Annotated in this window: 12 protein-coding genes and 1 pseudogene; 11 read left to right on the top strand and 2 right to left on the bottom strand. The window is 70.6% G+C overall.

Going from position 1 to position 14646, the window contains the following annotated elements:
• Positions 1–23: 23 nt before the first annotated feature.
• The 6 genes from polA to C7474_RS06795 all read left to right on the top strand — a co-directional run bounded on the left by polA (position 24) and on the right by C7474_RS06795 (position 8005).
• Positions 24–2675, top strand: coding sequence for a DNA polymerase I (gene polA / locus C7474_RS06770; protein ID WP_121058284.1), 2652 nt, complete (start codon positions 24–26; stop codon positions 2673–2675).
• A gap of 42 nt (positions 2676–2717) precedes the next feature.
• On the top strand, positions 2718–4391 hold the full coding sequence (locus tag C7474_RS06775; RefSeq protein WP_121058286.1) for a DUF885 domain-containing protein: 1674 nt from the start codon (positions 2718–2720) through the stop codon (positions 4389–4391).
• A 66-nt stretch (positions 4392–4457) separates the two neighbouring features.
• Complete coding sequence (locus tag C7474_RS06780) at positions 4458–5492, top strand: LLM class flavin-dependent oxidoreductase (protein WP_121059321.1); 1035 nt, start codon at positions 4458–4460, stop codon at positions 5490–5492.
• Between the two features lie 41 nt (positions 5493–5533).
• Positions 5534–6889, top strand: coding sequence for an MFS transporter (locus C7474_RS06785; protein WP_121058288.1), 1356 nt, complete (start codon positions 5534–5536; stop codon positions 6887–6889).
• A 35-nt stretch (positions 6890–6924) separates the two neighbouring features.
• Entirely contained in the window at positions 6925–7686 is a 762-nt protein-coding gene (locus tag C7474_RS06790) for an SGNH/GDSL hydrolase family protein (RefSeq protein ID WP_121058290.1), read from the top strand.
• Between the two features lie 64 nt (positions 7687–7750).
• On the top strand, positions 7751–8005 hold the full coding sequence (locus C7474_RS06795) for a DUF6458 family protein (protein ID WP_121058292.1): 255 nt from the start codon (positions 7751–7753) through the stop codon (positions 8003–8005).
• Between the two features lie 10 nt (positions 8006–8015).
• On the opposite strand, the gene C7474_RS06800 is transcribed toward C7474_RS06795, so the two are convergent.
• A complete protein-coding gene (locus tag C7474_RS06800; RefSeq protein ID WP_121059323.1) occupies positions 8016–9281 on the bottom strand; it encodes an MFS transporter in 1266 nt (421 codons plus the stop codon).
• 286 nt (positions 9282–9567) lie between these two features.
• Here C7474_RS06800 and C7474_RS06805 point away from each other — a divergent pair, with 286 nt between their 5' ends.
• The 3 genes and pseudogenes from C7474_RS06805 (at position 9568) to C7474_RS15390 (ending at position 10785) form a co-directional block, all read left to right on the top strand.
• Positions 9568–9894: an ArsR/SmtB family transcription factor gene (locus C7474_RS06805; RefSeq protein WP_121058294.1), complete on the top strand. Its 327-nt coding sequence runs from the start codon at positions 9568–9570 to the stop codon at positions 9892–9894.
• A pseudogene (locus C7474_RS15485) lies at positions 9891–10475 on the top strand (SRPBCC domain-containing protein); the annotation flags it as partial. The gene C7474_RS06805 and the pseudogene C7474_RS15485, both read left to right, overlap by 4 nt.
• A 73-nt stretch (positions 10476–10548) precedes the next feature.
• A complete protein-coding gene (locus C7474_RS15390) occupies positions 10549–10785 on the top strand; it encodes an SRPBCC domain-containing protein (protein ID WP_158597306.1) in 237 nt (78 codons plus the stop codon).
• 70 nt (positions 10786–10855) lie between these two features.
• Here the strand turns inward: C7474_RS15390 and C7474_RS06825 are convergent, their stop codons facing one another.
• Positions 10856–12790, bottom strand: a complete 1935-nt coding sequence (locus C7474_RS06825) for a GMC family oxidoreductase (RefSeq protein ID WP_121058298.1) — start codon at positions 12788–12790, stop codon at positions 10856–10858.
• 112 nt (positions 12791–12902) lie between these two features.
• On the opposite strand from C7474_RS06825, the gene C7474_RS06830 reads away from it, so the two are divergent.
• Both C7474_RS06830 and C7474_RS06835 read left to right on the top strand, forming a co-directional pair.
• Entirely contained in the window at positions 12903–13826 is a 924-nt protein-coding gene (locus tag C7474_RS06830; protein WP_121058300.1) for an AEC family transporter, read from the top strand.
• Positions 13827–13918: 92 nt separating this feature from the next.
• The gene (locus C7474_RS06835) at positions 13919–14479 is read left to right on the top strand and encodes an HdeD family acid-resistance protein (protein ID WP_121058302.1); all 561 of its coding nucleotides are present in this window, start codon (positions 13919–13921) and stop codon (positions 14477–14479) included.
• The last annotated feature ends 167 nt before the right edge of the window (positions 14480–14646 follow it).

Consider the following 14646-nt stretch of genomic DNA (forward strand, 5'->3'; position numbering starts at 1 on the left):
CACCCCGCGTCTAGGCTGTCAGGGTGACGGACTCCGGCAAGCCTACCCTCCTGGTCGTCGACGGCCATTCGCTCGCGTACCGCGCCTTCTTCGCGCTGCCGGTCGACAACTTCTCGACCAAGGACGGTCAGCACACCAACGGCATCTACGGGTTCCTGTCGATGTTCGTGAACCTCGTCAAGGCCGAGCAGCCCACGCATCTCGCGGTCGCGTTCGACACGTCGCGGCATTCGTTCCGCACCGACCAGTACGCCGAGTACAAGGCCAACCGCTCCGAGTCGCCGGCCGAGTTCAAGGGGCAGATCCCGCTGCTGCAGGAGTGTCTCGCGGCGCTCAACGTGACCGTCCTGACCAAGGAGGGCATCGAAGCCGACGACATCCTCGCGACGCTTGCGACCCGCGGTGCGGCGGACGGGTTCGACGTGCTCGTCTGCTCGGGCGACCGCGACACCATCCAGCTCGTCACCGACGACGTCACGCTGCTGTATCCGAGCGTGCAGGGCGTGTCCCAGTTGAAGCGCTACACCCCGGACGCCGTCGTCGAGAAGTACGGTCTGCCCCCGGCGAACTACCCCGACATCGCCGCACTCGTCGGCGAGACCAGCGACAACCTGCCCGGCGTGCCCAAGGTCGGCGAGAAGACGGCCGTCAAATGGCTGACGCAGTGGGGGAGCCTTGAGAACCTCATCGCCAACGCCGACAAGATCACCGGCGTCGTCGGCGGCAACCTCCGCGACCACCTCGACGACGTCACCCGCAACCGCTCGCTCAACGCACTGCTGCGCGACGTCGAGCTCGAGGTCACGCCCGCCGACCTCGCCCTGCGGCCCATCGATGCCCAGGCGGTGCGCGACATCTTCGCGCGGCTCGAGTTCCGCACCCTGCTGCCGCGGGTGTTCGACTCCTTCGGCACCGGCGATGACGAGCTGCCCGCCGCTGCGGTCGTCGCGATCCCGACCGCGGCGACCCCCGCCGCCGACGCGCTGGGGGCATGGGCGACGGATGCGGAGGGCGACGTCGCGGTGTCCGTCGTCGTCGCCGGCGGACTCCCGACCCGCATCGGCCTGGCCGCCGGTGACGACGTCGTCGAAGCCGACTGGAGTCCCGAGGTCGCCGCGGCCCTCACTGCCTGGTTCGAATCCGACGCGCCGAAGGTGATCGCCGATGCGAAGCCGCAGGTCAAGGCGCTGCGGCGCGCCGGGGTGCGTCTGCGCGGCCTCGCCTTCGATCCGTTGCTCGCGGGATGGCTCGAGCGCCCGAGCTTCCCCGACAAGAGCCTCGCCGACCTCGTGCAGCGTCACCTCGACGAGAAGCTGCCGGAAGCCGACCCCACGCAGCTGGTGCCCGAGACCGAGGGCGCCACGCCCGGCCAGCTCGCGTGGTTCGCGGGCCGGGTCGCGGCGGTGCAGCGCGACGAGATCGCCCCCTCGGTCGCCTCGGTGCTCACCGACATCGAACTGCCGACCCTCGACGCCCTCGCCGACATGGAGCTGGCCGGTGTCGCCGTGTCGCACGAGAAGCTGTCCGGCTTCTCGGCCGAGCTGCTCGCCCGCGCCGACGGCGTGGCCCGGCTCGCCTTCGCCGAGATCGGCCGGGAGGTGAACCTCGGCTCGCCCAAGCAGCTGCAGGAGGTGCTGTTCGACCAGCTCGCCCTGCCGAAGACGCGCAAGACCAAGACGGGCTACTCGACCGACGCCGCCGTACTCGCCGATCTGCAGGAGTCGAACCCGCACCCGTTCCTCGACCTGCTGCTGCAGCACCGCGAGGCGACGAAGCTGCGGCAGATCATCGAATCGCTGGATGCCGCCATCGGCAACGACCGCACGACGCCCGACGACGGCCGCATCCACACGACGTACGTGCAGACCGGCAGCCAGACCGGACGCCTGTCGAGCACCGACCCGAACCTGCAGAACATCCCGATCCGCACCGAGGAGTCCCGCCGCATCCGCTCGGCGTTCGAAGTCGGCGCCGGGTACGAGACCCTGTTGACCGCCGACTACTCGCAGATCGAGATGCGCATCATGGCGCACCTGTCCGGTGACCCGGGCCTGATCGAGGCGTTCAACTCGGGGGAGGACCTGCACCGGTTCGTCGGCGCCCGCGTGTTCGGGGTCGAGCCGGCGGAGGTCACCCCCGCGATGCGCACGAAGGTCAAGGCCATGTCGTACGGCCTCGTCTACGGCCTGTCGGCGTTCGGGCTGTCCAAGCAGCTGCGCATCGAGCAGTCCGAGGCCCGGCAGCTCATGACGGAGTACTTCGCGCGGTTCGGCGCGGTGCGCGACTACCTGCGCTCCTCGGTCGAACAGGCCCGCGTCGACGGCTACACCGAGACGATCTTCGGTCGCCGCCGTCCCTTCCCCGACCTCACCAGCATGAACCGCGTGCTGCGCGAGAACGCCGAGCGGGCCGCGCTCAACGCGCCCATCCAGGGCAGCGCCGCCGACATCATGAAGATCGCGCTGTTCCGCATCCACGACCAGCTGCGCACCGAGGGACTCGCCTCCCGCGTGCTGCTGCAGATCCACGACGAACTCGTCGTCGAGGTCGCGACGGGGGAGTGGGACGCCGTCGAGCGCATCGTGCACGACCGCATGGGCGACGCCGCCGAGCTCTCGGTACCGCTGGACGTGCAGGTCGGGCGTGGCGCCGACTGGGACGAGGCCGGGCACTGACCCCCTCCTGAGAACGGTCACAGCCGCGTTAGGCTCGTTCGCATGACCACTGCACCACGCACCCCGTCTGAGATCGACCGGATCGCCGACGCCTGGGTCGACACGGCGGCCGAGCTCTCGCCCGCCCTCGCCACCTACATCGGCCGGTTCGAGTACAACGGCGCGCTCGACGACATCTCGCCGGAAGGACAGGAGCGCCGTCTCGCCGCGGCGAAGGAGACCCTCGCGACGCTGCAGGCCGCCGTGCCCGTCGACGACGTCGACGAGGTGACGAAGGCCGACCTCGCCGGCGACCTGCAGCTCGACATCGACCTGCACGAGGCCGGCGCGCACCTGCGCGACGTCAACGTGATCGCCTCTCCCGCGCAGGAGCTGCGCAACGTGTTCGACCTGATGCCGACCGACACCGTCGAGGACTGGTCGGTCGTCTCACAGCGGCTCGCCGCCATCCCCGACGCGATCGACGGCTACCGCGCGACGCTGCGCGAGGGCATCGCCCGCGGCATCGTCCCCGCCCGCCGTCAGGTGCGGGAGGTCATCACGCAGATCGGCCGCTACACCGCCGACACCGGCTTCTTCGCGTCGTTCGCCGCGGACGCGGCACCGGCGGAGGGGCACCTGCCCGCCTCGCTCGCCCGTGAGCTGTCCGATCACGCCGGTGCCGCGCGCGTCGCCTACGACGGGCTCGCGACCTTCTTCCAGAGCGAGCTGGCGCCCGCCGCCTCCGACCAGGACGCGGTCGGCCGCGAGCTGTACGCGCTCCACTCCCGCCGCTTCCTCGGCGCGACGATCGACCTCGACGAGACCTACGAGTGGGGTGTCGAAGAGCTCGCGCGCATGGTGGCCGAGCAGGAGTCGATCGCGAACGAGATCAAGGCGGGTGCGAGCGTCGAGGAGGCCGTCGCGTTCCTCGAGCAGGACGCCACCCGCAAGCTGCACGGCACCGACGCGCTGCAGAAGTGGATGCAGGAGACCAGCGACCGCGCCGTCGCCGAGCTCGGACGCACGCACTTCGACATCCCCGAGCCGATCCGCACGCTCGAGTGCATGATCGCGCCCACCAACGAGGGCGGCATCTACTACACCGGCCCCACCGACGACTTCTCGCGTCCCGGCCGCATGTGGTGGTCGGTGCCGGAGGGGGTCACCTCCTTCGACACGTGGCGCGAGCTGACGACCGTGTACCACGAGGGCGTCCCCGGTCACCACCTGCAGATCGCGCAGGCCGTGTACAACCGCGCCGAGCTCAACTCGTGGCGGCGCCTCCTGGCCGGCTCCAGCGGTCATGCCGAAGGCTGGGCACTGTACGCGGAGCGCCTCATGGAGCAGCTCGGCTACCTCGACGACCCCGCCGATCGCCTCGGCATGCTCGACGGGCAGCGGATGCGGGCGGCCCGCGTCGTGCTCGACATCGGCGTGCACCTCGGCAAGGACCGGCTCGACGGCTCGGGCACGTGGGACGCCGAGTACGCCCTCGACTTCATGCGGCGCAACGTCAACATGCCCGACGAGTTCGTGAACTTCGAGGTGAACCGTTACCTCGGCTGGCCGGGCCAGGCTCCGTCGTACAAGGTCGGTCAGCGCATCTGGGAGCAGATCCGCGACGACGTCGCCGAGGGCGAGGGCGCCGACTTCGACATCAAGCGCTTCCACATGAAGGCGCTGCGTCTGGGCGGCGTCGGGCTCGACACGCTACGGGCCGCGCTCACCGTCTGATGGGAGATCGCGCACGTGACCGGCCGGGGCGGGAATGCTCCGGCCGGTCACGTCGTTTCGATGCACATGCATGAATTGGAGCTGGGGCTCGACACCTTCGGCGACGTGACCACCGACGACACCGGCCGTCGGCTGTCGGATGCCGAGACGATCCGCAACGTGGTCGAACAGGCCGTCCGCGCCGACGAGGTCGGACTCGCGTTCTTCGGCGTGGGGGAGCATCACCGCCACGAGTTCGCCGTCTCGAGCCCGGAGATCGTCTTGGCCGCCGCGGCGGCACGCACCGAGCGGATCCACCTCGGCACGGCGGTGACCGTGCTCTCCAGCGACGACCCGGTCCGCGTCTACGAACGCTTCGCGACCCTCGACGCGGTCTCCCGCGGACGCGCGGAGGTGATCCTCGGCCGCGGCTCGTTCATCGAGTCGTTCCCGCTGTTCGGGTACGACCTGCGCGACTACGAGGTGCTCTTCGACGAGAAGCTCGACCTGTTCTCGCGGCTGCGCGACGAGCAGCCCGTCACCTGGCAGGGAACGACGCGTGCGGCACTGCAGGATGCGGACGTGTTCCCCAAGACCGAGAACGGACTGCGCGCCTGGGTCGGTGTCGGGGGCAGCCCGGAGTCGGTGGTGCGCACCGCCCGCCACGGCTATGCGCTGATGCTCGCGATCATCGGCGGCTCCGCCGACCGGTTCCGCCCCTTCGTCGACCTCTACCACCGCTCCCTCGACTCGTTCGGACGCGAGCGGATGCCGGTCGGCGTGCACTCGCCGGGCCACATCGCCGACACCGACGAGCAGGCGTGGGAGGAGCTCTACCCCGCGATGGAGGCGAACCGCAACGCGATCGGCGCCGAGCGCGGCTGGCCGCCGTACAGCAGGCTCCAGTTCCAGCAGGACGTCGGACCGGCCGGCGCCGTGTACGCCGGCTCACCCGAGACCGTCGCGCGCAAGCTCGCCGCGACCGCCCGCACGCTCGGCATCGAACGCTTCGACCTGAAGTTCTCCAACGGCACGCTCTCCCACGAGCGGATGCTGCACTCGATCGAGCTGTACGGCACGCAGGTCGCCCCGCTCGTGCACGACATGCTCGCCCGGTCCTGACGCGGCGCGCGCCGGGTCGCGGCATCCGCCATGATGCATTCATGACGGATGCCACGACCGGATCGATCCCGGCGCGCCTGGACGCCCTTCCCCTCACCCGCGGCCACCTGCGTGTGCTCGGCGGGTCGGGGATCGGCTGGGCGCTCGACGCGATGGACGTCGGCCTCGTCTCGTTCATCATCACCGCCCTCGTGGCGCAGTGGTCGCTCACGACCGAGCAGGCCGGTTGGATCGCATCGGCGGGCTTCCTGGGGATGGCGATCGGCGCGAGCGTCGGCGGGTTGCTGGCCGATCGCCTCGGCCGTCGGCGCGTGTTCGCGCTCACCCTGCTCGTCTACGGGCTGGCGACGGGGGCGAGCGCGCTCGTCGGCGGGCTCGTCGTGCTGCTGGTGCTGCGCTTCTTCGTGGGTCTCGGCCTCGGCGCGGAGCTGCCGGTGGCGAGCACCTACGTGAGCGAGATCGTGCCGGCCCGCATCCGCGGGCGCCTGATCGTCGTGCTCGAGGCGTTCTGGGCGGTCGGGTGGACCGCCGCCGCCCTCATCGGTTTCTTCGTCATCCCCGCCGGGCCCGATGGATGGCGGTGGGCGTTCCTCATCGGCGCGATCCCCGCCGCGTACGCGATCGCGGTGCGCTGGGGGCTGCCCGAGTCGCCGCGGTGGCTGGCGCGGCAGGGCCATCGGGGTCGCGCCGAAGAGGTCGTGACGATGCTGGAGGCTTCGCCCGCGGTGGGCCGTTCCGCCGGCATCCGCGTCGCCTGCGACGCCGAGCCGCCGCGGACGGCGACCGCCGAGCGCACCACGGCACGCATCGCACGCCTGTGGGCACCCGAGTTCGCGCTGCGGACGCTGTGCCTGTGGCTTGTGTGGTTTTGCGTCAACTTCGCTTACTACGGGGCGTTCATCTGGATTCCGACGCTGCTGTTCTCGCAGGGCTTCGACCTCGTGCGCTCGTTCGGGTTCACCCTCGTCATCACCCTCGCCCAGCTGCCCGGCTATGCCGTCGCGGCGTGGCTCATCGAGGTGTGGGGGCGGCGCGGCACGCTCGCGGTGTTCCTCGTGGGCTCGGCGGTGTCGGCGGTGCTGTTCGGCACGGCCACGGGGGAGACGACGATCCTCGCCAGCGGCATGGCGTTGTCGTTCTTCAACCTGGGGGCGTGGGGTGCGCTCTACGCGGTGACCCCCGAGATGTACCCCACCTCGCTGCGCGCCACCGGGTCCGGCTGGGCGGCCGGAGTGGGGCGCATCGCATCGATCATCGCGCCCCTGCTCGTGCCGGTGCTGCTTCCGCTGGGGGGCACCCCGCTCGTGTTCACGGTCTTCTCGGTGTTCTTCGCGATCGCCGCCCTCGCCGCCTGGGGACTCGTCGAAGCACGCGGCCGGGCGCTCGACGACCGGTGACGGCCGTCGCCCCGACGCCGACGTAGGCTGGCGGGATGGCATCCGTCCGCTTCGTCGCGATCGGCGACTCGTTCACCGAAGGCGTCGGCGACGAACTCCCCGACGGCACCGTCCGAGGCTGGGCCGACCTCGCCGCGCAGGGCTGGGCCGATTCACTCGGGGAGACGATCGCGTACGCGAATCTCGCCATCCGCGGCAAGCTCGTCTGGCCCATCGTCGAACAGCAGCTCGAACGCGCGCTCGCCCTGCGCCCGACGCACCTCTCGTTCAACGGCGGCGGCAACGACATGCTGCGCCCGCGCACGTCGATCGCGCACATCGCCGACGCGTTCAGCCAGGTGCTGCGCCGGTGCGACGAGGAGGGCGTGACGCTGCTGCTGCTGTCGGGGGCCAACCCGTCGGCGCAGCTGCCGCTCAGTCGGGTCATCCAACGCCGCGGCGACCTGATGTCCGAGGCCGTCGTGGCCCGCATGGCCGGCCACGACGACGTCGTCACCGCCTTGAACTGGCCGGATGCCGAGCTCTCCGATCCGTCGTACTGGTCGGCGGACCGCCTGCACATGAACTCCCGCGGTCACCATCGGGTGGCCGCACGGGTGCTCGACGCCCTGGGGGAGCGGGTTCCGGAGGGCTGGTGGACGCAGCCGGAGCTGCCCGACCCGATCCGGCTGGGGCGCCAGGAGTACTTCCGCGAGCACCTCGGGCCGTGGGTGCGACGCCGTGTGACGGGGACGTCGTCCGGCGACGGCCGCGAGCCGAAGTTCGGCGGCGGCTGGATCGACGTGGAGCCGCACTAATTCACTGCGCACGTCGCTGTCAAGGGGCGCGCGGTGCAGCGCGTCGGCGTGCCAGGGTGTCGGGATGAGTATCGGAAGCGGCATCGCCCTGTTCGTGATCGGCGCCATCCTCGCATTCGCCGTTGACGTCGACGTGGAGTACGTGAACCTCGACCTGATCGGCTACATCCTGATGGGAGCCGGATTCCTGGTCTTCCTGATCGGCATCGTTCTGATGGCGCGTCGCCGGTCAACGGCCACCGTCACACGCACCTCCGACCCCGCAGGCGAGCGGGTCACCCGCACGGAGAGCAGCACCTCCGGCGACGTGCAGCCCTGAACGCCGGTCGTCAGCGCCGGGGCCGCCGGGGACGCGGGGGTCTCGGCGGGTCCATGCCGATGTGCACGCGCGTCCGACGACGCTCCACGACGATGAACGCCGCGCCCAGCGCCCACAGGGGGAATTGCACGAGCAGCGCGATGCGGAACGCATCCAGCGAGTAGGTGGACGGCGTCCCGGCGCCCTGGACGTCGAGGGCCACCCCGATCGCGAAGATGAGGATCAGGGAGGCGAGGAAACCGCCCGCGTTGGTGATCCCCGTGGCGGTGCTCAGGCGTCTCGCCGGATTGTGCGTGCGCGCATGGTCGAATGCGATCATCGACGCCGGCCCGCCCAGCGCCATCGCGATCGCGAGTGCGATCACCACGCCGATCGGCGCGGCCCCAGGCCACGCGAGGACGACCGCCCACACGAGCGCCTGCGCGGCGATCGCGGGCAGGACGAGCGCGCGAGACCGCAGATGCGGGATGCGGCGTGACAGGTCGCCGACGATCGGTCCGAACGCCATGGACGCGAAGACGAAGACTGATGTCACGATCGAGGCGTCCGCCAGGCTCAGCCCCTCGCCGGCGGTGAGGAACGGCATCCCCCACAGCAGGATGAAGGCGGTGCCGGAGAACATCGTCGTGAAGTGGGACCAGAACGCGAGGCGCGTACCGGGGTGCGCCCACGCCGCCCGTACGCCCACACCCGTGTCGACGGCCGAACGGACGACCCGTATCGCGCCGGTGTCGGTGTCCACCGTCACATCCGCGTCCACCTGCGGTGGGTGGTTGCGGATGACGGCGAAGACGAGGATGGCGAACAGCACGCACAGCCCCGCGATCGAGCCGAACGCGATCTGCCAGCTCGTCGCGTGCAGCAGGGCGGCGAGCGGCGCGAGCGCCAGCAGCTGCCCCGCCTGGCCGACGAGGCCCGTGAGCTGGCTCATCACCGGGCCGCGCTGAGCGGGGAACCACGTCGCGATGAGGCGCAGCACGGCCGGGAAGATCGCCGCATCACCCGCGCCCAGCAGCATCCGCGCGACGATGGCGACCCCGACGCTGGGGGAGAGGGCCATCGTCAGCTGTCCGACCGCCATCAGCAGCATGCCGATCGTCATGATCGGACGGGAGCCGTAGCGGTCCAGCAGCAGACCGACCGGGATCTGCATCCCGCCGTAGACGGCGAGCTGCACGACGGCGAACATCGACAGCGTCGCCGCGTCGGCCTGGAACCGTTCCGCGGCGTCCACACCGACCGCCGACAGCGAGCTGCGGTTGATGACGGCGAGCATGTACGCCGCCACCGCGACGCCCCAGATGAGCCACGACCGGGCGCTCGGCCCGGCGCCCTCGGCGGGGACGGCGGGGGAGGTCACCTTTCCACGCTAGCGCGACACGACGTATCTTCCGGCCGATGTCGATTTCGCCGGGTTCCTGCTCGTCGCCGTGCTGCCGAACAGCATCTGGCTCGTCGTGCCACTGTGCGTCATCGTCACCCTCGGTCGGCGCATCCTGCGGGTCGGGCGGGCGGTGACACGCGTCTCGACAGATATCACAACTAACTGATATCATTCATACGTGAATCAGTTTGAGGTGTTAGCGGACCCCGTACGGCGTCGCATCGTCGAGCTGCTCGCGCCGGGCGAGCGAACCGCGGGGGAGCTGACCATCGCCATCGGCGAGGAGTTCGGCATCTCGCAGCCAGCGGTCTCCAATCAGCTGCGCATCCTGCGTGAGACCGGCCTCGCGAGCGCGCAGCGGCGGGGGAGTACGCGTCTCTATGCACTGCAGCCGGAGGCACTCGACGAGGTGGACGCGTGGCTGCAGCGCCAGCGCCGCTTCTGGGATCAGCGACTCGACGCGCTCGGGACCGAGCTGTCGCGGGGGCGGAAGGAGGAGTCATGACGGAGCCGTTCACGCGCAGCCTCATCGGGACGGCGACCCACCCCGAGATCGTGATCGAGCGCCGCTACGACGCGTCGCCGAGTGCGGTGTGGGACGCCCTGACGACGCCGGCGCGACTGGGACGCTGGCTCGGAACGGTCACGGGGGAGCCGCGCGCGGTCGGCGACCGCTTCGGGGTCGCCTTCCCGGACGCGCCGGCCGACGCCGCAGCAGGAACCGTCGTCCGTTGCGAGGCACCGCACCGCATCGTCGTCGCGTGGGAGTGGGGCACGGAGGCCCCCAGCACCGTCACGGTCGCCATCCGCGTAGACGGCGACGGCAGCCGAGTCGTGCTCGCGCATCGACTGGCGGAGCCGCCGCACGTCGCCGACTACGGCGGCGGATGGGAGGACTGCCTGCAGCGACTCGCGTCCCTCCACGGCGGAACCACCGCGCACGCCGTCGGCGGCGAAACCCCGCGGTGGCACGACATGCAGACGCAGGCGCTCGACCTCGGGGTGCGGCTTCCCGCGGCACCCGCGGACGTCTGGCGGGCGCTGACCACCGAGGCGGGGTTGCGCCGCTGGTGGTGGGATCACTGGGATGACGTCGAGATCACCGTCGACGCGCGCACGGACGGCGCCTACCGGTATGCCGCGCCGGGCGCGGGGATCCGTGTCAGGCCGGTTCCTCGCCGTCGAAGACGACCAGCGGCTGGCATTCACGTGGCGCTGGGAGGATGCGGACGGCGTCTCGCAGGACGAGGCGTGCGAGCTGAACCTGCATCCGGATGGCGACGGCACCCGCCTGACACTGCGTCACACCGGACCCTGGCGCGATGGGGCGCCGGCGGAGAGCTACCGCCAGGGGTGGGAGTTCACCCTCGGCCGCCTCACCGCCGTCCTGCGCTGAACGGGAGAGGGTCGACTCACGCGAGCTGACATAATGTGCATTATCAGCGTGGGACTCTGAATGGCATGGATCAGCTCAGCCGGGCCGCGAGACGTTGCGCCGTCATGTACGAGATCGCCTGGATCGAGACCATCGGGTTCACACCGGACGCCGTCGGGAACGACGAGCCGTCGGCGACGTACAGCCCGTCGACATCCCACGTGCGTCCGTCCGGGTCGACCGCCGACGTCGCCGCCGAGCCGCCCATGCGCGCCGAACCCATGATGTGCAGCGCCACGAGCCCCAGACGGCCCGGTCCCACGCCCTGGCGCCGGATGGTGGCCTCGAACGCCTCGATGCCTCCGGTGGCCGGCTCCCACAGCGTCTCCTGCTGGTGCGTCGTGCGCACACGCGTCGCCCCCGCCGCCGCCACGATCCGGGCGGCACCGACCATCGCCTGCATCATGTGCTCAGCATCCGCGGGTGCGACCGTGTAATCCACGATCGGTTCACCGTCCTTCCCGATGCGCACGCGCCCGCCGGGTCCCTTGTCGCGCACGATGACGGCGACGTCGACCGTGTTGCGCCACTCCGCCAGCCGCTGCAGGTACTGCGCACCGCTGCGCCAGTTCACGAACGCGCTGCCCAGCGCCGGCGTGATCGGCGCCGTCTCGAGGATCGCGCCGTAGCCCTCGCCGTCGAGGTCGGCGAACCGGTCGACGTAGCGCGCCTGCATCGTGCCCGTCCACGGCAGCACCTCCTCGGGCATGAGCCCGAGCACCGCCGTCGCGGGATGAAGGCGCAGATGCGCCCCGATGTTCGGGTTCGTGAGCCCCGACCGCAGCAGCAGCGACGGCGTCTGCACCGAGCCCGCCGCGACGAAGACGGCCTTCGCCCGCACGGTGACGGGATGCCCCTCGGCGGTCACCGCTTCCACGCCCGTCGCCCGGCCTGCCGAGGTCGTCACACGCCGCGCGCGCACACCGACCGCGATGCGCGCGCCCGCAGCCTGCGCGTCGCGGAGCCACGTCTTCGCCGTCGACTGCTTGGCGCCGAGAGCGCACCCCAGACCACACCGGCCGCAGACCGTGCCCTGGTCGCAGCCGTCGACGTTGCGCGAGAGCGTCCCCGCTTCCCACCCGAGGGCGCGGGCGCCCCGCTCGAGCACCTCGTCGCGGCGGCCCGGCATCGAGTACGCCTGTGTGACGCCGAGCCGGGACCACACCGCATCCAGCGCGCGAGAGTACTCGTCGCTCACGAACTGCGCCGCGCCCTGCGCCGCCCACTCCGCACGCACACGATCGGGAGTGCGGAACGCGGTCGAATAGTTCACGACGGTCCCGCCGCCGAGCGTGCGCCCCTCGAAGAGCGAGATCTGCCCCTCCGAGCTGCCCACGTTCGTGTAGAGCTGACCGATGCCGCGCGCCTCGTCGCCGTCGAAGTCGCGGTCGTCGTGGTACTCCCCCGCCTCGAGCACGAGCACCTCGAGGCCGGCAGCGGCCAGCACGGCCGCCGCCGGTCCCCCGCCCGCCCCGGAACCCACGACCACGACATCGGCGTCGAAGGTCGTCGGTGCGCCCGGGCACAGCGGATGCAGCGGTGGTTCACCCGCGGCCTCGGGTGGTCCGAGCGGACCCGGGAAGTCCATCGTCTGCCACAGCGGCGCCCCGACGCTGAGCGTGTACGGCAGGGTCGTCCCCGCCTTGAGCGCCTGGAAGAGCGCGCGCTTGGTCGCCGAATCGGAGTCGCCGAGCCGCACGAGCGCGCGCTCGCGCTGCTCACGCGTCATCGCGGAGAAACGGCGGGCCGTACCGAACATCGCGAGGCTGAACAGCGGTGAGTCCCACAGCCCCAGCACCTTCGCGAGCTGCGCGGCGTCGGCGTCGCGCGGGCCGGATGCGGCGAGGTGGAGGGCGAGGTCGGGTGCGCCGACGGCGGATGCGGACGGGATCCCGGCGTCGTCGCCGGGTGCGAAGGTGTCGGCGATGAGGGTCATGGCCCGTCGATGCCGCTCAGTGAATGTCATGGCTGGACTGTAGCGACTCCGGCGCCATAAGTGAATGTCCGTTCACTCGACGCGCCGTCAGGTCCACTCCCCCGGGACCGCGGCGCGACCGCGGTCCCGATATCCTGCAGGGGTGCTGGAGGCTCTCACCGGGTTCGTCGTGGTCGGCCTCGCGATCGCGGTCGGCTGGGTGGTCGGCCGCATCGATTTGCTCGGGCCGCACGCACGTCACGTGCTCGGCCGCCTCACGTTCTTCGTGCTCTCGCCGTTCCTGCTGTTCGTCGTGCTCGCAGAGGCCGACGTGAAGACGCTGTTCTCCGCGCTGCTCCCGGTGTCCGCGATCGCGGCGGCGGTGGTCTTCCTCGTCTACATCGTCGTCGCGCGCCTGATCTGGCGCCGCAGCGTCGGCGAGACGCTCATCGGCACGCTGTCGGCCGGTCAGGTGAACTCCAACAACATGGGGATTCCACTGTCGGCCTACCTGTTGGGCAGCGCGGCCTACCCCGCGCCGGTGATCCTCCTCCAGCTCCTGATCTTCACCCCGATCAGCATGGCGATCTTCGAGGCCGTCTCGACGGGGCAGCGCCGGTTCCTGCCGATCCTGCGCCGCACCGTCACCAACCCGATCGTCGTCGGCTCGGTTCTCGGCGTGCTCGTGTCGGTCTCCGGCCTCGACCTGCCACCGATCGTGCTCGACCCGCTCGAACTGGTGGCCGACGCCTGCGTCCCGGTGCTGCTCATCTCCTACGGCATCTCCCTACACGGACAGCGCGTGCTCGGAACGTCCTCCCGCCGCCGCGACATCCTCCTCGCCTCGACGCTGAAGCTGCTCGTGATGCCGGTCGCGGCGTGGGCGATCGCGCGGTTCGTGTTCGGACTGGACGCGCAGGATGTGCTGATCGTGACCGTGCTCGCAGCGCTGCCGACCGCGCAGAACGTCTTCAACTACTCTCAGCGTTTCGACGTCGGCGAGACCATCGCCCGCGACACCGTGTTCGTGACGACGATCGGCTGCGTCCCGGTGCTGCTGCTGGCGACGCTCCTGCTCACCCCCTGAGAGCGGACACGCGGCGCGGACCGCGCCGTCACTCCCCCGCGGCGGTACCCTGTTCGCGAGTGCTCTCAGGAAACACTCAGAAAGGGGCTCACATGACCACCATTTCTCCCTTCGAGCAATCGAGCGTCAACGGCATCCGCACCGCTCTCGGCATCGCGGGCGTGCTGGCTTTCATCGCCGGCATCCTCATCCTCGTCTGGCCGGGGCAGACGGCCGCGATCGTGACCGGCATCCTCGCGATCTACGCGATCGCGGCGGGACTCGTCTACGCCGGTCTCGGCATCTTCGCGAAGGCGAAGGGCGGGTGGGCGCGCGTCGGACACATCGTCCTCGGCCTGTTGTTCATCGTGGCGGGCATCGTCGCGTTCGCGAACCTCGGCGCGACGACGGCCTTGCTCGCCCTGTTCGTCGCCGTCTTCATCGGCATCTCGTGGATCATCGAGGGCATCGTTTCGCTGTCGACGCTCGGCGACTCCCCCTCGAAGGTGTGGACGGTGATCTTCGCGATCATCTCGATCATCGCGGGCGTCTACCTGCTGTTCTCGCCGCTGTGGGGCGCCGTCGTCCTGTGGTGGCTGCTGGGCATCATGCTCATCGTCATGGGCATCATGAACGTCGTCCGCGCGTTCACGTTCGGCAAGGCGAAGGTCTGACCTCAACCACGCAGCGAACGCCCCCGGGGATCAGTCCCCGGGGGCGTTCTGCGTTTCTGGGTGACGGCGCCCGGCAGCATGTCTCACGAACGGTCGCTCCTCACCCGACCGGGCGGCACATCGTGTGACACGCACGCCGCCCATGTCCCACGAACGGCCGCCCCCGG

Origin of the sequence: Microbacterium telephonicum (genome assembly GCF_003651225.1) — a bacterium.
Lineage (GTDB): Bacteria > Actinomycetota > Actinomycetes > Actinomycetales > Microbacteriaceae > Microbacterium > Microbacterium telephonicum.